Origin of the sequence: Nonomuraea phyllanthi, from assembly GCF_006334985.2 — a bacterium.
Taxonomy (GTDB): domain Bacteria; phylum Actinomycetota; class Actinomycetes; order Streptosporangiales; family Streptosporangiaceae; genus Nonomuraea; species Nonomuraea phyllanthi.
Map to the genome: position 1 here is coordinate 18678 of NZ_VDLX02000018.1, position 20008 is coordinate 38685.

Sequence of the window (20008 nt, forward strand, 5' to 3'; positions counted from 1 at the left end):
TCACCCCGGCGCAGCCGTGACGTCAGGGCTTGCCGGGCTTGTGGGGGCGGCGCGTCTGCCCGGGAGGCGTGCGCGTGGCGCCGGCGCGCGGCGGCGGGACGGACGCGCGCGAGACGGTGGGCGCCGGAGCGGCGGTGCGCCGAACGGGCCGGCGGGACGCCGAGGGAGCGGGCACGAGGGCGGACGACCTAACTGGCGCGGAACCGGACGTGCGACTGGTGGCGGGCGGCGAAGACCTGCGCAGCGAGCCGGGAGAAGCCGTGCCGGGAGAAGCCGGGCCGGAGGAGGGGGCCGCGAAGCGGGAGGGGGAGGCCACCGGACGAGCAGCTGATCGGGAGGAGGCCGGCGCGGAAGGGGAGGCGGAGCGCGACAAGGCGGGGGACGCGGTGGAAGGGGAGACGAGCCTGCGGGGCGTGTACGGCGGCGCGGGGACGGCGTCGAGCCGCCTGCCGGGGGAGGCGCCGCCCACCAGGATGGCCGCCGCCGCCAGCATGAGCGTGCCGAGCAGGACACCCGAGACCATCAGCGCCCGTCCCAGGCGCCCGTTTCCGTCGTAGAGGTCGGCCGCTCGCTCGGATTCGCTCATTTCTCACATGCTAGAGAGACGGCGGCGAAGCCTGGAGTGATCCGGACAAAAGGCTAAAAGATTGTGATCATCAACACGTGCAGAGCAGGCCCCGCAGCGCCGTCTCCAGGCACAGGTCGGACTGCGCGGGCGTGGGCCACGGGAAGCGCACCAGCGACTCGTCCACGCGGACCGTCGCGCCGAACCGGTCCAGCTCCCACAGCCACACCTCGCCCACCCGCTCCCCGAGCTGCCTGGACACGCCCGCGGCGAGTTGCTGCCGGTGCGAGGCGTTGACGTGCGCGAGCACCCGCTCGGCCGTCTCCGCCAGCGGGTCGGGCGCCGCGCCCAGGTAGTCGTCGGCGTCCAGCAGCCCCGACTCCTGCCCGGTGAGGTAGACGACCTGCCCCACGTCCAGCCGCAGCAGCCGCGGCGCGCCCGGCTCGCCGAAGCGTTCGAGCGCCTCGAACAGGCTCTCGTCGGCGCTGTGGGCGGCCACCGCGACCGCCGCCGCGCGAGCCTCCTCCCGCGGCACGGCTTGCGTCCACCCCTGCACCTCGAGGAGCCCGCGCGGATGCGTGACCGTGCCGAGCTGCCGCATCGCGGTCAGGTTCACCGCCACGACGGCGTCCTCCCTCTGGCGGTGCAGCGGCTCCCCGCGCAGCACCAGCAGCACGGGCCTGCCCCGCTCGTCCACGCCGCCGCGGGCGGGCGACGGGGCGCCGTCGACGGACAGCTTGGCGACGCTCGCGGTCGCGGCGAGGGTGCGGACCCGCTCGGGGATCGGCAGCATGGGCCCTCCGTTTCAATGCTAGGTTAGCCTTGCCTAAGTAAGGGTTACCTAATCACATTGAGGTGAACGTGCGCTACACCGGCCCCAAGGTGCGACTGTCGCGTCGCGCGGGCGTCCCGCTGACCAGGAAAGCCGTGCGCTACTTCGAGCAGCGCCCCTACCCGCCGGGCGAGCACGGCCGCAAGACCAACCGCCGCAGCACCGGCGACTACGGGCTGCGGCTGATGGAGAAGCAGAAGCTGCGCTGGTACTACGACGTGTCGGAGCGGCAGCTGCGCCGCTACTGGGATCTCGCCGTGCGCAGGTCGGGCGCCTCGGGGGCCGAGCTCGTCGCGCTGCTCGAGAGCCGCCTGGCCTCGCTCGTCCTGCGGGCCGGGTTCGCGCCGTCGATCTACGCCGCCAGGCAGTACGTCAACCACGGACACATCGCCGTGGACGGCCGCAAGGTCGACATCCCCAGCTACCTTGTCAAGCCCGGACAGGTCATCACGGTCCGGGAGCGGTCCCGCCGGATGCAGCCGTTCGTGGCCGCGGCCGAGGGCGTGCACGCCGACGAGCGCACCGCTCCCTACCTCTCCGTGGACCACGCGGAGCTGCGCTTCACGCTGACGCAGCGGCCCGAGCGCGAGCAGATAGCGATACCCGTGGACGAGCAGCTCGTGGTGGAGTTCTATTCTCGTTAGCCGTGACTCAAGCGGGAGAGCGCCACGCGAGCTGGTTAGAGCTGTTCTTCGACCTGGTCGTGGTCGTGGCGGTGGCGCAGCTGGCGCACCGCCTCGCCCACCCGACGTGGGAGAACGTCGCGCTCTTCGTGGTGCTCTACTACGCGGTGTGGAGCGTCTGGACGACGCTGACGCTCTACTCGAACGTGCAGGCCGAGCGCACGCGCACGCGCGGCATGCTGATCGGCATGTTCTGCATCGCCGTGATGGCCGCCGCCGCTCCGGACGTGGCCCACGTGCTGGCCGACACCGGCGACACGCACGACGGCTGGTTCATCGCCGCGTACATCGTCGCCAGGGTCGCCGCCTCGCGGACCCTGCAGCGCTCCGGGACGATCCTGACGGCCTGGCCGGCGGCCCAGCTCGGTGCGGGCCTGGTCCCGTGGGTCGCCTCCATCGCGGTCGAGGGGCCGTGGCGTTACGGGCTCTGGGGGCTGGGCGCCGTCCTCGACATGATCTTCTCGTTGCTCCAGAGCCGCCGGCCGGAGCGCCTGGTCAGCGAGATGCGCGAGCAGGCGCGGCGGAGGCAGGAGCGCGAGGAGCACCGGGCGCGCCTCGCGCGCGTGCCGCGGCTGTTCGAGGAGTTCAAGGTCGCCGTGCTGGACCCGGCGCACCTGGGGGAGCGGCTGGGCCTGTTCGTCATCATCGTGCTCGGCGAGGCGGTCATGCAGGTCGTCATGGCCTCCTCCGGGCACTCGTGGGACATGGGGCTCGGCCTCGCGGCGGCGGCCGGGTTCGGGCTGATCGTCTCGCTGTGGTGGCTGACGCTGCAGTACGGGGTGAGCGCGGTGCCAGGGGCGGCCGAGCGCGGGCTGCCGGCCTACGTGGCGCTGCCCGCGCACTTCGCCATGACGGCGGGCATCACCGCGACGGCGGCCGGGCTCGGCGCGGTCACCGCCGCGCCGGCCGAGCACCCGCACGGCGGCGTCGGCTGGGTGCTGGGCGTGGGCCTGGCCGTCTACTTCGCCGCCTCCGCCGTGCTCGGCGTGGCCACGGGCGCCGAGCGGCGGTGGATCTGGGGCTGGGCGCTGCCCTCGGTGCTCGCGCCGGTGGCGGTGGCCGCGCTGTCCGGGCTCGTCGCGGGCTGGGCCGTGGTCGCCCTGCTGCTCGCCGTCTGCCTGTGGCGGGTCGTGTACCGCCCGCGCGGCGGCGGTGGCTCGGCGGTCCAGCCGGCGTAGGCAGGCATAGCGGCCCGGCTCGGCGATCCAGCGGGCGTGGCGGCCCGGCTCAGCGGTCCGGCCGGGGTGGCCCGGCTCAGCGGTCCAGCGGGTGCGGCTCGGCTCGCGGGTCCAGCCCGCGCAGCTCGGCGACCTCCTTGCGGAGCGCGGCCAGCTCGTCGAGGATGCGCTGGGTGTGCTCGGCGTGCTGGGCATGCTGGGCGCGCGCCGTGGCTCCCTCCAGGGCGGCGCGCTCCTCCGCGCTCTCCTCGTCCATGGCGCTGACCACGACGGCCATGAAGAGGTTCAGGATCACGAACGTGCACACCAGGATGAAGATCGTGAAGAAGATCCAGGCCGACGGGTGCCGGGTCATCACCTCCCGGGCGATGTTGCCCCAGTCGTCGCCCGTCATGGTCTGGTAGAGGGTGAACAGCGAGGTCGGCAGGCTGCCGAAGCGCTCGGGGGCGGTGGCGCCGTAGAGCTTGGTGGCCATGACGGCGCCCACGTAGAGCACCAGGCCCAGCAGCACCACGATCGAGCTCATCCCGGGCATCGCGCGCAGCAGCGCGGAGACCACGCGGCGCAGGCTGGGCACCACCGACAGCAGTCGCAGGGCGCGCAGGATGCGCAGCGAGCGCAGCACCGACAGGCCGCCCGTCGAGGGCACGAAGGCGATGGTGACGATCAGCGTGTCGAAGACGTTCCACGGGTCGCGCGGGAACCGCGAGCGCTCGACGTAGATCTTGGCCGCCAGTTCGGCGGCGAAGACGTAGAGCGCGATGTGGTCGACCACGGTGAGCAGGTGGCCGTGGCTGGCCACGACGGCCGGGAAGGTCTCCAGGCCGAGCGTGCCGGCGTTGATGAGGATCACGCCGACGATGAACCGCTGGAAGCTCCGGCGGGCGAGGAAGGCGGCGGTGCGGTCACGCACGGGGACAGGCTCCTAGGGGGACGATCATGTGCCTCACCATGATGACGCATCATGATCAAGGGGATGACTGTGGTATAAACCGACCTGACCGCAGCCGGGGAAGAGGCCAGGAGCCGTCCGTGTCCTATCCGTCCTACGGCCCCTCTCCCTACGGGCCGCCGCCGCAGAGCCATCCGCAGGGCACCACCATCCTGGTGCTGGGCATCCTGAGCCTGGTGGTGTGCACGTTCATCGGCCCGTTCGCCTGGTCGCTGGGCACCAGGGCGCTGCGCGAGATCGACGAGAGCGGCTACTACTACGAGAACCGCGGCATGGTGCAGGCCGGCCGCATCTGCGGCATCGTCAGCTCAGTCATGATGATGCTCACGCTCGCGTTCGTCTTCTTCGCCTTCGCCATGGTGGGGCTCACCAGCCTCTAGCGCCGGCAGGCCGCCGAGGCCCGACTCCAGTAGGCGAAAGGCCTGCTCCGCCTGCGCGCGCAGGCCGGGCTCGATGCTCTCCCAGTCCTCCCCGGCGAGCAGCCTGCGCACCGACGACCGGGTGAGGATGCGCGTCGTGCTGAGGATGTGGGTGGCGACCAGGCGGGGCGTGAGGTCGTCGGCGTCCGCGCCGAGCTCGTCGGCCAGCGCCTGTGCCAGCGCCTCCTCACGCCGCTCGTGCAGCTCGCGCAGCTTGGCCACCAGTGACGGGGCGTCCTCGACGATCCTGGCGAACACGTCGGCCCCCGCGTTGAGCCCGTAGCGCCAGTCGCGGGTGTCGAGCGCGTCGAGGAAGTCGCGGCGGAAGGCCCGCACCACGCTCTCGCCGGGCCGCCGCTCGCGCAGCACCCGGGGAGCCAGGTCGACGGCCACGTCCTGCCGGTCGGCGAACAGGTCTTCCTTGGTGGTGAAGTAGTTGAAGACCGTGTTGACCGACACGTCGGCGGCCCGCGCGACCTCGGCCACGGTCACGTTGTCGAACCCCCGCGCCATGAACAGCCCCATCGCGATGTCCGCGATGCGCTGCCTGGTCTGGCGCTTCTTCCGCTCGCGCAGCCCTTCTTCCATGCCCTCATCGTACCAAGTTTGCAGTGACACCAAAATTATGGCTACTCTAAATTTGGAGGCGATGAAATGATCAGTACTTCAGGTCTGAGCAAGACCTTCGGTGGCGGCGTGGAGGCCGTCAAAGGCGTCGACATCTCGGTCGGACCCGGCGAGATCGCCGGCTTCCTCGGCCCGAACGGCGCCGGCAAGACCACGACCATGCGCATGCTGACGACCCTGCTGCGCCCCACCGCGGGCAGCGCCACGGTGGCCGGCCGTGACCTGCTCGGCGACGCGCGGGAGGTGCGCAGGCGCATCGGTTACGTGTCCCAGAGCAGCGGCACGTCCCCAGGGGTGCCGCTGAAGGGGGAGCTGGAGCTGCAAGGCATGCTGTACGGGCTGAGCCGCCGTGAGTCGGCGGCCAGGACGCGCGAGGCCGTGGAGCGGCTCGGGCTGTCCGGGCTGGAGGGCAAACCGGCCGCCGCGCTGTCAGGCGGGCAGCGCCGTCGCTTCGACATCGCGTTCGCCCTGCTGCACGACCCGGTGCTGCTGTTCCTCGACGAGCCGACCACCGGGCTCGACCCGCAGAGCCGGGCCAACCTCTGGGGGCACATCCGCTCGTTGCGGGACGAGCAGGGCATGACGGTCTTCCTCACCACCCACTACCTGGACGAGGCCGACGCCCTGTGTGACCGGATCCTGATCATCGACCACGGCCGGATCGTGGCCGAGGGCGCCCCGGCCGAGCTCAAGACCGGCGGGCGCACCCTCGACGACGTGTTCCTCGACATCACCGGCAGGTCGCTGCGCGAGGAGGCGGGCGTCTGATGGTGCGCGACACCTGGGTGCTGTTCCGCCACGGCGTGGGCGTCACGCTGCGGCAGAAGGCCGGCATCGTCTTCGGCGCCGTCCAGCCGCTGCTCTTCCTCGTGCTGTTCGGGCCGATCTTCGCCACGTTCGGCACGTGGGAGACGCTCGTGCCCGGCCTGATCATCCAGCTCGGCCTCATGAGCACCGGCATGGCCGGGTTCGGGGTGGTGTTCGAGAAGCGCTTCGGCGTGCTGGAGCGCATGCGGGTGACCCCCGCCAGCCGCCTGGCGCTGCTGCTCGGCCGCGTGCTCAACAACACGCTCACGCTGGTCCTCCAGCTGGCGCTGCTGCTCGCGGTCGCCTTCGCGCTGGGGCTGCGCGCCCCGGTGGCGGGGCTCGCGGCCGGGGTGGCGCTCGTGCTCGTGCTGGGCGCGAGCCTGGCCGCGCTGTCGTACGCCATCGCGCTGACCATCGACGAGCACCTGTTCGCGCCCGTCATGTCCACGGCGGTGGTGCCGCTGGTGCTGCTGTCCGGCTCGTTCCTGCCGATGTCGATGGCGCCGGGCTGGCTCGACGCCATCTCGCACGTCAGCCCCTTCAGATACGTGCTGGAGGCGCTGCGCGACCTGTTCGGGGGGCACTACCTGACGGGAACCGTGGGCCTGGGCGTGGCGGTGACCGCCGCCCTCGCCGTGGTCGGCCTCGCGGTCGGGACCCGCGTGTTCAACCGGGAGAACGCCTGACACTCCAGGGCGGCTCACAGGGGCTCACGCGGGTCAGGCGGCGCTCTTGGAGCGCCGCTGGAGCGCGGCGATGATCCCGGCCGGATCGACGTTGCCGTAGCCGTAGTCGTAGTCGAAGCCCACCTTGCTGCGGTCCTCGGCGGTGCGCCGCAGCAGCGCCCGCAGCTGGGCGGGCGACAGCCGGGTCGACGGCCACAGGGTGCGCACGGCGGCGACGAGCCCGGCGGCCACCGGTGTCGCCGCCGAGGTGCCCGAGTCGGGCTCGCCGTCGCCGAACGCCTTGGACCCGGAGAAATGGGTGTAGGCGCACAGGTCGGGCTTGCGGGCGGTCAGCCGGCCCGGCCCCTGCGAGGAGTAGCCGACCCGCTCGCCGTTGACGTCGACGCCGCCGATCGACAGGACCTTCGGGTGGGAGTTGGCGCCCGCGATGGGCCGGTTGGCGAAGGCGCAGCGGCCGTCGGGGCAGGGCAGCCCGCAGTTGCCCGCCGCGAACAGGATGTCCGCGCCCGCCTGGTCGAGCTCGGCCACCATCAGGTTGAACGGGTGGGCCGCGTTGTCGGAGTAGTTGCCGGGATGCCCGACCGGGAAGTCCCATTCGGGGGAGAACGACCCCCACGAGTTGCTCACCACCAGCGCCCGCGAGGCGGCCGGCTGGGCGGCGAGCACGTCACGCAGGTGCGCGAACGCCGAGATCGCGTCCGACAGCAGGCCGTCCATCGCCGAGCCGCCCGGCCGGGTGGACAGCAGGACCGGGATGTCGATCAGCGACGCCTGCGGAGCGGCGATGAGGGCGTCGAACGCGCACATCGTGCCGTGGTCGACCTCGAAGTCGCCCGGCCTGCCCGGCACGCCCTGCGGGCTCCAGGAGCGCGCGGCGTCGAGCGTGACGCCCCTGCCGAGCTGCCTGGCCGTGTGGGCGGCGTTGATCCCGGTGTCCACCACCGCCAGCGCCACCCCGGTGCCGTCGAGCCCCTCGGCGTGCAGGGCGGGCACGTTGAGCAGCCGCTCCACGTCGTGCCAGTCGCCGACCGGCGGATCGCCCCCGCACGGGCGCGTGGACTCGATGACCGGGTCGGCGAAGATCCCGACCACGTCCGGCCTGATCGTGGGCAGCATCGTGATCCGCGAGGCCAGCTCGTCGTCCGAGACCGTGCCGCGCACGAGCACCGAGGCGTCGTGGGCGGCCAGCGAGAAGTCGAGCGGCTGGTTGAGCGAGAGCGGATCGCCGCCGGCCGCGGGCACCGGCCGCGCCACGGCGACGGGGACGAACGCCTGGTCGAGCTCGACTCCCGGCAGGCCGTCGGCCACGTCGGCCGCTCCGGCGCTCTGGCCCGGGTCGGCGACCGCCGAGACGAGATCCGGGGAGGGACGGAGCTGGATCAGAACACGCATGGCTCACCACCGAAGGACGCGGAGGGAAGGGACGCACCAAGATTCCTCTATCCGCGGGCCCGCGTCCAGCGTCTTTTGTGCCGCTGACCTGCGTAAACACCGTATTCCTCGCAAAGCGGGCGGCAATTCCGCCGGGGCGTCAGGCTTCCTTGTTCCCGCCGCGTTCACTACGGTGAGGCAGCATGACGCTCCAGGCGCAGAAGCCGGTCGAGGACGGAGAAGGTGCCCACTGGCTGGCGGTGCGGCCGAGGCTCATTCTCTCCAGCGCGTTCATGCTCTTCCTCGAGCTGGCGCTGATCCGGTGGACCGGCTCCAACATCGTCCACCTCAGCTATTTCACGAACTTCGTGCTGCTCGGCTCGTTCCTGGGGATCGGGCTCGGCTTCCTGCGCGTGGGGCGCTCGCGGCGCCAGCCGTACTACTCGCCCGTCGTGCTGCTCGTCCTGGTCGCCGTCGTGCTGACCTTCCCCGTGACCGTCGACAGGAACACCGAGGGCGTCCTGTACTGGACGAGCCTGTCCACCACCGGCCCGCCCGCCTGGCTGATCCTGCCGGTGATCTTCTGCGCCGCCGCGCTGGTGCTCATGGGCCCCGCCGAGCTCGTCGGGCGCTGCTTCCCCGAGCTGCCGCGCCTGGAGGCCTACCGCTACGACCTGATCGGCAGCCTGAGCGGGATCGCGGCGTTCACCGCGCTGTCGTTCCTGAGCGCCCCGCCGGTGTTCTGGGGGCTGATCGCGGCCATCTGCTACGGCCTGCTGCTCGTGCCCCGGCCGCGCGTGCTCTACGCGGGGCTGGTGACCGTGCCCTCGCTGGGCGTCGTGGTGCTGCTGCTGGCCGAGACGCTGACCGCCGGGGCGATCTGGTCGCCGTACTACAAGGTCACCACGAGGCAGCTCAGCCAGCTCGGCGTGCTCGTCACCGACATCGCGGTCAACGGCATCCCGCACCAGCAGGCCGTGCCCGCCGTCGCCCGCCTGCAGTGGGAGGCCCAGTACGGCCTGCCGTACGAGCGCACCACCAAGCCGCCCCGAGACGTGCTCATCGTCGGCGCGGGCAGCGGCACCGACGTGGCCATCGCGCTGTCCAAGGGCGCCAGCCGGGTCGACGCCGTGGAGATCGACCCCAAGCTGCGCGAGCTGGGCGGCTCCGTCCACCCCGACCGGCCCTACGACGACCCCCGGGTCACCACCCACGTCACCGACGGGCGCGCCTACCTGGAGCGCACGGACGAGAAGTACGACCTGATCCTCTTCGCCCTGCCCGACTCGCTCACGCTCGTCTCCGGCGCCTCCTCGCTGCGCCTGGAGAGCTACCTGTTCACCGAGGAGGCCATGAAGGCCGCCCGCGCCCACCTCAACCCGGGCGGCACCTTCTCGATGTACAACTACTACCGCGAGAGCTGGCTCGTCGACCGCCTGGCGTCCACGATGCAGCGCGCCTTCGGCCACAAGCCGTGCGTCGACGTGGTGAGCACGGCGGGCCAGCAGGCCGTGATCACGGCGGGGCTGACGGACGCCGACCAGCGCTGCGCCGCCGAGTGGCCGGGCGCCGCCGCCGGCACCCCCGAGCCCGCCGACGACGACCGGCCGTTCCTCTACCTCAAGGACGCCACGATCCCGTCGATCTACATCATCACGCTCGGCCTGATCCTCATCGTCAGCCTCCTCGCCGTCCGCGTCGTGGCCGGCCCCTACCAGCGCATGCGCCCGTACGCCGACCTGTTCCTGCTGGGTGTGGCGTTCATGCTGCTGGAGACCAAGAGCGTGACCGGGTTCGCGCTGCTGTTCGGCACCACGTGGGTCGTCAACGCGATCGTCTTCGCCGGCGTCCTGGTCGCGGTCCTCGCCGCCGTCGAGGTCACCCGCCGCTTCCGCACCCCGCCGCTGCCCGTCATGTACGGCGTGCTCTTCGCCGGCCTGCTGCTCGCCTGGCTGGTGCCCAACTCGTGGCTCCTGTCGCTGCCCCTGCCGCTGCGCGCGGTGGCGGCCGTGACGGTGGCGTTCCTGCCGATCTTCGCCGCGAACGTCGTCTTCGCCAAGCGCTTCGCCGACACGGCCGACGCGACCACGTCGTTCGGCGCCAACCTGCTGGGCGCCATGGTCGGCGGGTGCCTCGAATACGCGGCCCTGGTGATCGGCTACAAGGGGCTGCTCATCGTGGCGGCGGTCCTCTACCTCGGCGCGATGGTGCTGCTGCCGAGAGGGAGATCCGCCGCCACCTGACGACCCGGTGCGAGGGCTGCAGTCACAGACCCGGCGAGGGGGTCTACAGGCCGCAGAGCTCGTCGAGCGACTTCGCGTCGGCCTTCTGGCTGTTCCTGGTCGGCGTCTGCGTCGGGGTCGAGGCGCGCGTCGGCGCGGACGAGGACGTGACGCTCGGGGACGCGCTCACGTTCGCCGTCTGTGCCCGCCGGGCGGCCCGCTCCGAGTCGCTGAGCGCCTTCTTCGTGGCCCGGCGGATCTTCACCCAGTCGGGGCTGCCCGACCAGAACTCCGGCGGGACGAACTGCAGGCTGGTGATCCGCGCGTCCTTCACCTTGACGGCCAGCTCCACCAGCGGCTGCACCAGGTGCTTCGGGATGTTGGTCTGGGCCAGCCGCTTGGCCGCCCCGGCGATCTTGGTGAAGTTGGTGAGGATCTTGGTGGGCGTGGCCTGCTGGGCGAAGGCGCCGATGACGCAGCGCTGGCGGGCCATGCGCGAGAAGTCGTCGCTGTCGACCCGGGAGCGGCCGTACCAGAGGGCCTGCTCGCCGGTCAGCTTCCGGTAGCCGGCCTTGATGGTGCCCGCCGTGCCGTAGTGGCCGCCCCACTTGACGTCCCGCTCGACGCGGATCTTCAGGCCGCCGATGGCGTCCACGAGGTCCGCGAAGCCGTACATGTTCATCAGCATGTAGTAGTCGATCTTGAGGTTCAGCGTGTAGCCGATGGCGTCCATCAGCGCCCGCGGTCCCTTGTTGTGGCCGCCCATGAGCTCGGGGTGGTCGTTGGCGTACTGCCAGACCTCGTTGAGGAGGCCGCCGTTGGGCAGCTCGGCCATGTAGCCGTTCGGGAACTGCTTGCGCAGCGGCGAGTTCGGCGGGAAGCGCACGTGCTGGAGGTTGCGGGGAAGGCTGAACAGCACGGTGTTGCCGGTCTTGAGGTCCACGCTGGCCACGTTCATGCTGTCGGTCCGCACGCCGGTGCGGTTGCCGGCCGCGTCGCCGCCGATCAGCAGGAAGTTCACCCGGTCCTGGCCGCCCCACGGGTCCTCGCCCTCCTTGGGCGGCGGCGGGGCGTCGGGGTCGGTCTGCGTGGGGAAGATGTCGTCGATCGCGTCCCGGGCGCTCATCACGGTCGTCGCGGTCAGGGCGAACGGCGACATCACCGCCACGCACAGCACCCCCACCACGATGCCGGTCAGCACCTGGCCCTGCTGGTTCAGCTTGTTGGGGCCGAGCACGACGTACGAGGTCACCAGCACCGCGAACCAGGCCAGCGCGAGGATCGTGGCCCCGACGATCACCGACACCTGCGCCCCTTCACCGGCGAACGCGGCGAGGTTCTCCAGGTTCCTGGTCAGCCCGAAGGCCAGCGCCGCCAGCAGCAGCACCGCGTACGCGCCGAGGAGGATCAGCCCCGTACGACGGCGCCCGGCGCGCAGATGAGCGGCGCCGGGCGCGATGGCGGACAGGGCGGTCCAGCCGAGGACGGAGGCGGGGGTCAGGGGCTTGGCGAAGCGTGGGGCGGAGGTGCCGGAGCCAGAGCGAGGGGCGGAGGTGCCGGAGCCAGGACGAGGGCGGCGGGTGGTTCGCCGTTTCCTGCCTCCTGGCACGGTTTCTGCCCCATCGCGATTGTCCACACCCGGCTCCTTACACGCCTACCAGGCAAAACTGATGTTTGCCCCCCATTGGGCACAAGATTGCCAGGATTCTAGTCCCCATATCGGGACATCGGAGACATGTGCCCAAGCTGAGATGAACACCACGTGCACGTCGGGGGGCCGTCGCGGGCGTCAGGAGGTCGACGAGGACGGCGCCGCCCACGTGTTGCACTGGTACGCCTTGCTGCGCTCCCAGCCCTGCCTGAACCACCGGCCGTTGTTGGGCGGGCTGCCGTGGTCGCGCGGCCGGCCCGGCCAGTCGCCCACCTGGCTGTGGAACCAGTACAGGCGCGAGCGCATGGACGTGCTGACCGGGTACGACGACGCCACCGACCGCATCCACATGCCGGCGAAACAGGTGGCCTGGAGCTCCAACTTTCGGCTCAGTGCGAGCTTGCCGCTCTGGCTGGAGGAGTCGAGGGTGGCCCGCCACCAGGAGTCCATCAGGCCGGTGAGGTTCTGGACGTGGTGACCGTACTCGTGGGCCATCATGCTGATGATGCCGCCGTTCCAGGAGAGGATCTGCCCGTACCCGCGAGCGTTGCCGTTGCCCCTGGCCATGGCCGAGGTGGAGGCGTAGATCGTGTTGTTGCGCGGGCAGTAGTACGGCACCATGCTGCCCGGCGACGGGTAGTCGCCGCACGCGCCCCTGCCCCCTCTGGCGGCGATGGCGTAGTGGGGCGGGCTGAACTCGATGCCCTGCTTCTCCAGGATCGACTCCCACGCCCGGTCCATGCACTTGCCGGTCTTGAGGATCAGCGCCTTGAGCTGGCTGTGGTTGAAGATGCTCGTGCTGCCGCCCCGGCAGCTCAGCCGCGGCAGGATGCCGGCCCGGTACACCGTGTTGTTCTTCAGGCTCGTGTTGAGGGTGACCCTGGGCTGCTCGGGCTCGGGCTCCGGCTCCTCGGTCTCGCGCTGGGTGGGCGTGCGCGACGGCGAGTCCGACTCCGTCGGGGTGGGACGCCGGGTCGAGGGGCGCGACGGCTCGTCGGAGTCGTCGTCGGAGCGGCTGTCGAAGTCGTGGTCGCTCTCGTACGTCGGGTTCGCCACCGGCGTCGACGTCTCCGACCGCGAGGCGCCCTTCAGCATCGCCGAGCCGACGACCAGCAGCACGAACAGGGCCGCGAGCGACCCGAGCACGGAGGCGACCACTCCGATGGCGCCCATGCCCGACTTCCTGCGCTGCGGCGGCCCCCATTGCGCCGGCGGCAGGACCGGAGGGGGAGGAGGGGGTGGCGGCGGCTGCCGGAAGGGCGGCTGCGGCTGGCCGTAGGGGGGAGGCGGCGACGGCGGGTACTGCTGCCCCTGCTGCCACTGCGGCGGCCCCTGGGGCGGGCCTTGAGGCGGGCCCTGGGGCGGGCCCTGAGACGGGCGCTGCGGCGGTCTCTGAGGGGGCCCCGGCGGGGGTCCCTGGGGCGGGCCCTGCGGGGGGCCTTGGGGCGGTGGCGCGGGCGGGTAGGGTTGCCTGCCGCCCTGAGGCTGCGGCTGGCGGTAGTTCGGCGGCGGCCACGGCAGCGAGGGCGGCCGGCGTGGCTGCTCTGGCCCCTGTGGCGGGGGTGGATATTGTCCGTTCCCTGGCACCGTGTCTCCCCGTTCACCCGGTTGTCTGGAATGGATGGCTTTGCGTGCCGATCTATCGGAGCCTTGCCAAATTTTGGGCAGAAGCATACTGATTTATCACCCGTCACGGATGTAGCAGTGCTCGGTTACAGTCCGAAATCATTCGAGGTGATCTCGGTTATCTCCCGGTCCGCGGGGCGGGCGTTGCCCTAGCTTCTTTGGCATGAATCTCCAGCAGCTCCGCTATGTGGTCGCGACTGCGGAGCACCGCACCATGACCGACGCGGCCAGATCGCTGTACATCGCGCAGCCTGCGCTGTCTCGCGCGATCCGCGATCTCGAGCGGGAGCTCGGCATGACGCTCTTCGCTCGCTCCGGCCGTGGCGTGGTCGTCACCGCCCACGGCCGCCGGGTGGTCAAGCTGGCGAGGGAGGCACTCGACGCGGTTCACGAGATCGAGGGGCTGGCCAACCACGGCAGCGCCACGGACGCGGAACTCCGCATCGCCTCCACGCCCAGCCTCGAACCCGGCCTCGCCGGGCGGCTGCTCCCCGCCTACACGGCAGACCACCCGGGAGTACGCGTGCACATCGTCCGCTGCGACGGAAGAGACGCCGTCGTCAGCGCCATCAGGGACCAGCGGGCCGACCTCGGGCTCACCGATCTGCCCGTCCCCACCGACCTGATCACCCACCCGCTCGAGCGCCAGGAGATCGTGCTGATCTCCCCGCCCGGGCTCGAACTCCCCAACCCGGTGCCGATGGGCAGGCTCCACGGCATGCGCCTGGCGCTCCCGGCCCGCGGCAGCATGCGGCGCAGGGAACTGGACGCGATGTTCGGCAAGTACGCGGTGAGTCCCGTGGTCGTGCTCGAGACCGACGAGCGCAACGGCTGGCTCAACGCGGTCCGCGCCGGCAAGGCGTCGTTGCTCTGGTACCGCGCCATGGCCGAGCAGGCCGCCCGCGCGGGCCTGATCGTCCGCTCGCTCGAACCGGCCGTCAGGCGGGTCATCGCCGTCGTGCACGCCCGCCGCCGCCTGCCGCTGATCGCCCAGGACTTCCTGGCGACCGCGGAAAAGGGGACAGCCGCCTGACCCGATTGGGAACGGTCCACCTCCCCGCCATGGAGACGGCCGGCCGTACCACCACAACGGGGATCAGGGGGAGACGGGCAGCCGTACCACCGCTCTCAGTCCAGGCGCCGCGTCCTCCAGGACGACCGTGCCACCGTGCGCCCGCACGGTCTCGCGCACGATGGCCAGCCCCAGCCCGGTGCCGCCCTCATCACGGCTGCGCCCCGAGTCCAGCCTGGTGAAGCGGTTGAAGACGCGCTCGCGATCCTGCTCAGGGATGCCGGGCCCGTCGTCGGTGACCGTCAGCACGCCGTCCGCGGTCAGCGCCACCTCGACCTTCGACGTCGTGTGACGCGCCGCGTTGTCCATCAGGTTCGTCAGCACCCGGCTCAGGTCGAGGGCGTCCCCGCGCACCACGACCGGGTCGCACACCGTCAGGCGCGCCTCGGCGTACCTGTCGACGGTCTGGCGCACCACCTCATCCAGATCGACGGGCTCGCGCCTGGCGGGCACGCCGCCGCGCTCGTCCAGCCTGGCCAGGGCCAGCAGGTCCTCGGCCAGCCTGGACAGCCGCATCGTGTCCTCCAGGACGCCTTCCGCGGTCTCCTGCCAGTCCTGCCCGTCGGGGTGCCCGAGCGCGACCTCCAGTTGCAGCCGGATGCTCGCCAGCGGGCTGCGCAGCTCGTGCGCGGCGTCGGAGACCAGCGCCCGCTGGCGCTGCTCGGCGTCCTCCAGCCGGGCCAGCATGTCGTTGAGCGTGGTGGCCAGCGAGTGCACCTCGTCACGCGACTGCGGCACCGGGAGCCGGCGCGACCGGGCCGTGTGCGTGATGTCCGCCGCGCCCCTGCGCAGCGCCGTGATCGGGCGCAGCGTGCGGCCGATCATCAGCCAGCTCGCCACCGCGAGCAGCACGATCAGCGCGGGCGTGCCGACCAGCAGCACCCGGCCGGCCGTGCCGAGGCTGGTCTGGATCTCGCTGATGGGCCGGGCCGCGATCACCGTCTGCCCGTGGTCGGCGCGCAGCACGATCACCCGCAGGAAGCCCGGGATCGCGTACGGCCGCCCGTCCACGAGCGTGGCCTGGCCGTGGCTCAGCACCTTGGCCCTGGCCCGCTCGTCCAGCAGCGGAACCAGCCGGTCGGTGCCGTACGTGACGTGCGTGATCCGCCCCTGGGCGTCGATGACCTGCACGATCGTGCCGTCGTGGGTGGTGATCGGGCTGGTCAGCGTGCCCGCGTCGGCCGCCACGCGCACGGCCTGCGCCTGCTGCCTGGTGGACTCGTCCACCGTGTCGATGAGCGCCCGGTCCAGCACGCTGAGCAGCACCGACGCCGACACGGCCAGCGCCAGCGCGAGCACCGCGGCGGCCGCCACCGTGAGCCTGAACCGCAGCCCCTGGCGCCGCCACCACACCAGCGGGGAGTCAGCCACCGTCGCCCGCCAGCCGGTAGCCCGCGCCGCGCACCGTCTGGAGCGCGTTCCTGCCGAAGGGCGCGTCGATCTTGCGCCGCAGGTAGCCGACGTAGACCTCGACCACGTTGGGGTCGGTGTCGAAGGTGTCCCACACGTGCTCGAGGATCTCCGACTTCGACACGACCTCGTCGCGCCGCCGGATCAGGTACTCCAGCAGCGCGAACTCCCTCGGCGTCAGCTCGATCGCGCTCCCGCCCCGCTCGACCCTGCGCCGCGCCGGGTCCAGCGACAGGTCGCCCGCCGCCAGCACCGACGGCCGCCGCCCCGAGTCGCGCCGCAGCAGCGCCCGCAGCCTGGCCACCAGCACCACGTACGAGAACGGCTTGGTCAGGTAGTCGTCGGCGCCCAGGTCGAGCCCGTCCGCCATGTCGTACTCGCCGTCCTTGGCGGACAACATGAGGATCGGCACCCAGTTCTCCTCCGCGCGCAACTGCTTGCACACGTTGTAGCCCGACAGCCGGGGCAACATGATGTCGAGCACCACGACGTCGTAGTCGCCGTGCCGGGCCGCGTACAACCCCTCCTCGCCGTCGTGGGCGAGGTCCACCGCGAACCCCTCAGCCTGGAGTCCCCGCTGGAGCGCGGCGGCCATCCGCCGCTCGTCCTCGACGACAAGTACTCTCATGTGGCGATTCTCCTGTTCCCGGCCTGAGACAACGCTGAGAAGGCTGAGAGCCGTCTCAGACAGTCTCAGGTCCGCCTAAGGATGCATCACGCAGGCTCTGAGCATCGACATACCGTAAAGGAGTGAGATGCGCAGAGGCACGTTCGTGAGGTGGGGAGTCCCGATCGCGGCCGCCGCCGTCATCGGGGGCGCGATCGGCGCCGGTCCCGTCATCGCCGCCGTCAGCGGCGAACCCGTGCTGCCGGAGCGCTCGGCCCAGCAACTGCTGGCCGACGCCGTGGCGGCCAACAGCAAGGATGGCGGCCTGCCGCCGATGTCGGGCACGGTGCAGCAGACTGCCTCGCTCGGCCTGCCGGCGCTGCCGCAGGCCGGGGAGGCGTCGCCGCTGAGCCTGCTGTCCGGCTCCCATGAGGTGAAGGTCTGGTACGGAGCGGCCGACAAGCTGCGGGTCGCCATGCCGACCCAGCTGAACGAGACCAACCTGATCGTCAACGGCGGCCAGGCCTGGTACTGGGACAGCTCGACCAACACCGCGACCAAGCTGACCATCAAGGCCGGGGCGCGGAAGGAGCACGAGCTTCCCACGCCGCGCCCGACCGACCTGACGCCGCAGCAGGTGGCCGAGCGGCTGCTGGCCAACGTCGACCAGCACACCGCCGTCCGCGTGATCAACACGGCCGAGGTGGCGGGCCGGCCGGTCTACCAGCTGGTGCTGGCGCCCAAGGCCGAGGGCTCGCTGGTGCAGGAGATCCGCATCGCCCTCGACGGCGAGACGTACGTCCCGCTGCAGGTGCAGGTCTACGCCAAGGGGTCGGCCGAGCCGGCGTTCCAGGTCGGGTTCACGCAGGTGACGTTCACGCCGCCCGCGGCCGAGAACTTCACCTTCACCCCGCCCGCGGGCGCCAAGGTGGAGGAGCAGACGATCGGCGCGGACTTCGCCGAGAACGAGGAGCAGCGCGCCGAGCACGCCAAGGACGTCGCCGGCCAGGCGAAGGTCGTCGGTGAGGGCTGGGCGGCCGTGGCGGTCGTGCCGTTCTCCCTGGAGAACCTGAAGACCGAGGCGCCGGCCGGCCAGGAGCGGGGCGCCGACCCGGGCGCGCTGGTCGACAGCGTGCTGAAGTCCGCCACCCCGGTGAGCGGCACGTGGGGCTCCGGCAAGCTGATCAGGACCAAGCTCGTCACCGCCCTCCTGACCGACGACGGCCGGCTCCTGGTCGGCGCGGTCACCCCGGAGGAGATCACCAAGGCGGCGGGCGTCAAGTGACCGCCGTCATGCAGGAAGCGGGGGCGCCCTTCGGGGCGGCCCTGCCCTCCGGGGGCCCCGCCATCGTCACGGAGGGCCTGACCAAGCGGTTCCGCGGCGGCCAGGTCGCCGTGGACGCGCTGGACCTGACCGTGCCGCGCGGCTCGGTGTTCGGCTTCCTGGGCCCGAACGGCTCGGGCAAGACGACCACGATCCGCATGCTGCTCGGCCTCGTCGCGCCGACGTCGGGCGAGTACTCCGTGCTCGGCCTGCCCCAGGCCCAGGCCCTGCCCCGGGTGGGGGCGCTGGTCGAGGGACCGGCCTTCTACCCGTACCTGTCGGGCACGGCCAACCTGGCGCGCTTCGACGCCGCCGACCCCACCGCCGCGCGCGGCACCGCCGGGCGGCGGATCGCCGAGGCGCTGGAGCGCGTGGGCCTGTCGGCCGCGGCGGGCAAGCGCTACCGCAACTACTCGCTCGGCATGCGCCAGCGCCTCGCCATCGCCGCTGCCCTGCTGGGGCCGCGCGAGCTGCTGATCCTGGACGAGCCGACCAACGGCCTCGACCCGCAGGGCACCCGCGAGGTCCGCGCCCTCGTCAAGGAGATCGCCGCCGACGGCACCACCGTCTTCGTCTCCTCCCACCTGCTGGCCGAGGTCGAGCAGATGTGCACGCACGCGGCGATCATGCGTGCCGGCAGGCTCGTCGCGCAGGGCACGATCGCTTCGCTGAGCGCCGGGCTCGTGGCGCGCGTGAGGGTGGAGACGCCGGACGCCGCCGACGCCGCGCGGGTGCTCGGCACACTCGGCCTGGCCGACGTGCGGCCCGGGGACGGGGACGTGACGGCGGAGCTGGGCGGGCACGCGCCGGAGCGGATCAACGCCGCGCTCGTGGGGGAGGGCGTGGCCGTACGGGGGCTGGCCGTGGTGCGGCCGAGCCTGGAGGACGTGTTCGTCGGACTGACCGGGGAGGGCTTCGATGTCGACGGCTGAGAAGGCTGACACGCGCGCGGCCACCGGGGACCCGGAGGCGGGGACGGACGCGGCGCGGCGCACCCCCGGCCTCGTACCCGTAGCGGAGACCATGCGCACCACCGAACGTCACCCGCCGGAGCCGTCCGGCGCCGTTCCCGCGGGGGCGGGCCGGCCGTGGGCGTTCTGGCGGCTGCTCGGCTCGGAGCTGGGCCTGACCTTCCGCCGGCCGCGCAACCTCGTGATGCTGGCCGTGCTCGGCGCCGTGCCCGTCATCATCGGCATCGCGCTGCGCGTCGTCGCCTCCGACGGGCAGATGGGCGGGATGATCCAGGACGTCGCCGGCAACAGCCTGATGCTGACGTTCGTCTCGTTCTCGTTCCTCGTGCTGCTGCTCATGCCGGTCGCGGTCAGCGTGGTGGCGGGCGACTCGATCGCGGGCGAGGCCGGGGCCGGCACCCTGCGCTACCTCCTGGCCGCCCCGGCCGGACGCACCCGCCTGCTCCTGGTCAAATACCTCAACGCGGTCGTCTTCGCGTACGCGGTCACCGCGGTGGTGGCGCTGTCGGCCCTGCTGACGGGCCTGATCCTCTTCCCCGCCGGGCCGGTGACGCTGCTGTCGGGCACCACGGTCTCCGTCGCCGACGGCCTGCTGCGCATCCTCATCACGGTCGGGTACGTCGGCGCCGCGATGGCCGCCCTGGCCGCGATCGCGCTGGCGCTGTCGACGTTCACCGAGGTGTCCATCGGCGCCATCGCGGCCACCCTGGTGCTGGTCATCGTCTGCCAGGTGCTCCGGGCGATCCCGGAACTGGGCTCGATCACGCCGTACCTGCTGCCGACCAGGTTCACGAACTTCGACGCGGTGCTGCGCAGCCCGATCGACACGGGGGCGCTGAGGGAGGGGCTGCTGGCGTTCGGGGCGTACATCGTGCTGTTCGGCTCGATCGCCTGGGCCCGCTTCTCCGGCAAGGACATCACCTCCTGACCACGCCACTCCGCCGCTGACCGCCGGTGGCGTGGCCATGAGGGGCGCGCCACCTCAGGCGGCGGGCGTGCAGGCCG

The 20008-nt window shown here is 71.9% G+C and carries 19 protein-coding genes; 10 read left to right on the plus strand and 9 right to left on the minus strand.

Annotated features, from left to right (window positions below):
• Nucleotides 1–22 precede the first annotated feature (22 nt).
• Both FH608_RS51880 and FH608_RS37550 read right to left on the minus strand, forming a co-directional pair.
• Nucleotides 23–586: a hypothetical protein gene (locus tag FH608_RS51880; protein WP_193318844.1), complete on the minus strand. Its 564-nt coding sequence runs from the start codon at nucleotides 584–586 to the stop codon at nucleotides 23–25.
• A 70-nt stretch (nucleotides 587–656) separates the two neighbouring features.
• A complete protein-coding gene (locus FH608_RS37550) occupies nucleotides 657–1358 on the minus strand; it encodes a DUF2470 domain-containing protein (protein ID WP_139635158.1) in 702 nt (233 codons plus the stop codon).
• A 68-nt stretch (nucleotides 1359–1426) separates the two neighbouring features.
• On the opposite strand from FH608_RS37550, the gene rpsD reads away from it, so the two are divergent.
• Together rpsD and FH608_RS37560 are read left to right on the plus strand one after the other, a co-directional pair.
• Nucleotides 1427–2041 (plus strand): 30S ribosomal protein S4, encoded by a 615-nt coding sequence (rpsD, locus tag FH608_RS37555; protein ID WP_139635323.1) that lies wholly within the window; start codon nucleotides 1427–1429, stop codon nucleotides 2039–2041.
• Between the two features lie 2 nt (nucleotides 2042–2043).
• Complete coding sequence (locus tag FH608_RS37560; RefSeq protein ID WP_139635159.1) at nucleotides 2044–3258, plus strand: low temperature requirement protein A; 1215 nt, start codon at nucleotides 2044–2046, stop codon at nucleotides 3256–3258.
• Between the two features lie 76 nt (nucleotides 3259–3334).
• Here the strand turns inward: FH608_RS37560 and FH608_RS37565 are convergent, their stop codons facing one another.
• Nucleotides 3335–4171, minus strand: a complete 837-nt coding sequence (locus FH608_RS37565) for an ion transporter (RefSeq protein ID WP_139635160.1) — start codon at nucleotides 4169–4171, stop codon at nucleotides 3335–3337.
• A gap of 119 nt (nucleotides 4172–4290) precedes the next feature.
• Here FH608_RS37565 and FH608_RS37570 point away from each other — a divergent pair, with 119 nt between their 5' ends.
• Entirely contained in the window at nucleotides 4291–4590 is a 300-nt protein-coding gene (locus FH608_RS37570; RefSeq protein ID WP_139635161.1) for a DUF4190 domain-containing protein, read from the plus strand.
• Here the strand turns inward: FH608_RS37570 and FH608_RS37575 are convergent.
• A complete protein-coding gene (locus FH608_RS37575; RefSeq protein WP_139635162.1) occupies nucleotides 4519–5217 on the minus strand; it encodes a TetR/AcrR family transcriptional regulator in 699 nt (232 codons plus the stop codon). The two genes, FH608_RS37570 and FH608_RS37575, sit on opposite strands and share 72 nt — an antisense overlap.
• Before the next feature lie 66 nt (nucleotides 5218–5283).
• Between FH608_RS37575 and FH608_RS37580 the strand changes: the two genes are divergently transcribed.
• Entirely contained in the window at nucleotides 5284–6024 is a 741-nt protein-coding gene (locus FH608_RS37580) for an ABC transporter ATP-binding protein (protein ID WP_139635163.1), read from the plus strand.
• Nucleotides 6024–6749: an ABC transporter permease gene (locus FH608_RS37585; protein ID WP_139635164.1), complete on the plus strand. Its 726-nt coding sequence runs from the start codon at nucleotides 6024–6026 to the stop codon at nucleotides 6747–6749. The genes FH608_RS37580 and FH608_RS37585 overlap by 1 nt, the downstream gene beginning before the upstream one ends.
• A gap of 33 nt (nucleotides 6750–6782) precedes the next feature.
• Here the strand turns inward: FH608_RS37585 and FH608_RS37590 are convergent, their stop codons facing one another.
• Nucleotides 6783–8141, minus strand: a complete 1359-nt coding sequence (locus tag FH608_RS37590) for a S8 family serine peptidase (RefSeq protein WP_139635165.1) — start codon at nucleotides 8139–8141, stop codon at nucleotides 6783–6785.
• 182 nt (nucleotides 8142–8323) lie between these two features.
• Here FH608_RS37590 and FH608_RS37595 point away from each other — a divergent pair, with 182 nt between their 5' ends.
• A complete protein-coding gene (locus tag FH608_RS37595; protein ID WP_139635166.1) occupies nucleotides 8324–10363 on the plus strand; it encodes a spermidine synthase in 2040 nt (679 codons plus the stop codon).
• A 43-nt stretch (nucleotides 10364–10406) separates the two neighbouring features.
• Here the strand turns inward: FH608_RS37595 and FH608_RS37600 are convergent, their stop codons facing one another.
• Both FH608_RS37600 and FH608_RS37605 read right to left on the minus strand, forming a co-directional pair.
• The gene (locus FH608_RS37600) at nucleotides 10407–11978 is read right to left on the minus strand and encodes an LCP family protein (protein ID WP_139635167.1); all 1572 of its coding nucleotides are present in this window, start codon (nucleotides 11976–11978) and stop codon (nucleotides 10407–10409) included.
• Nucleotides 11979–12131: 153 nt separating this feature from the next.
• Nucleotides 12132–13166, minus strand: coding sequence for a neutral zinc metallopeptidase (locus FH608_RS37605; protein WP_226900242.1), 1035 nt, complete (start codon nucleotides 13164–13166; stop codon nucleotides 12132–12134).
• A gap of 616 nt (nucleotides 13167–13782) precedes the next feature.
• Here FH608_RS37605 and FH608_RS37610 point away from each other — a divergent pair.
• Nucleotides 13783–14652, plus strand: a complete 870-nt coding sequence (locus FH608_RS37610) for a LysR family transcriptional regulator (RefSeq protein ID WP_139635168.1) — start codon at nucleotides 13783–13785, stop codon at nucleotides 14650–14652.
• Between the two features lie 63 nt (nucleotides 14653–14715).
• Here the strand turns inward: FH608_RS37610 and FH608_RS37615 are convergent, their stop codons facing one another.
• Both FH608_RS37615 and FH608_RS37620 read right to left on the minus strand, forming a co-directional pair.
• Entirely contained in the window at nucleotides 14716–16062 is a 1347-nt protein-coding gene (locus tag FH608_RS37615; protein WP_139635169.1) for a sensor histidine kinase, read from the minus strand.
• Nucleotides 16055–16729: a response regulator transcription factor gene (locus FH608_RS37620; protein ID WP_139635170.1), complete on the minus strand. Its 675-nt coding sequence runs from the start codon at nucleotides 16727–16729 to the stop codon at nucleotides 16055–16057. Before FH608_RS37620 ends, FH608_RS37615 begins: the two co-directional genes overlap by 8 nt.
• Nucleotides 16730–16856: 127 nt before the next feature.
• On the opposite strand from FH608_RS37620, the gene FH608_RS37625 reads away from it, so the two are divergent.
• From FH608_RS37625 to FH608_RS37635, 3 genes are read left to right on the plus strand one after another with little or no spacing between them, the layout of a single operon-like run.
• A complete protein-coding gene (locus FH608_RS37625; RefSeq protein WP_139635171.1) occupies nucleotides 16857–17993 on the plus strand; it encodes a LolA family protein in 1137 nt (378 codons plus the stop codon).
• Nucleotides 17990–18964 (plus strand): ABC transporter ATP-binding protein, encoded by a 975-nt coding sequence (locus tag FH608_RS37630; RefSeq protein ID WP_226900243.1) that lies wholly within the window; start codon nucleotides 17990–17992, stop codon nucleotides 18962–18964. The genes FH608_RS37625 and FH608_RS37630 overlap by 4 nt, the downstream gene beginning before the upstream one ends.
• On the plus strand, nucleotides 18951–19931 hold the full coding sequence (locus FH608_RS37635; RefSeq protein ID WP_139635172.1) for an ABC transporter permease: 981 nt from the start codon (nucleotides 18951–18953) through the stop codon (nucleotides 19929–19931). Before FH608_RS37630 ends, FH608_RS37635 begins: the two co-directional genes overlap by 14 nt.
• Nucleotides 19932–20008: the final 77 nt, after the last annotated feature.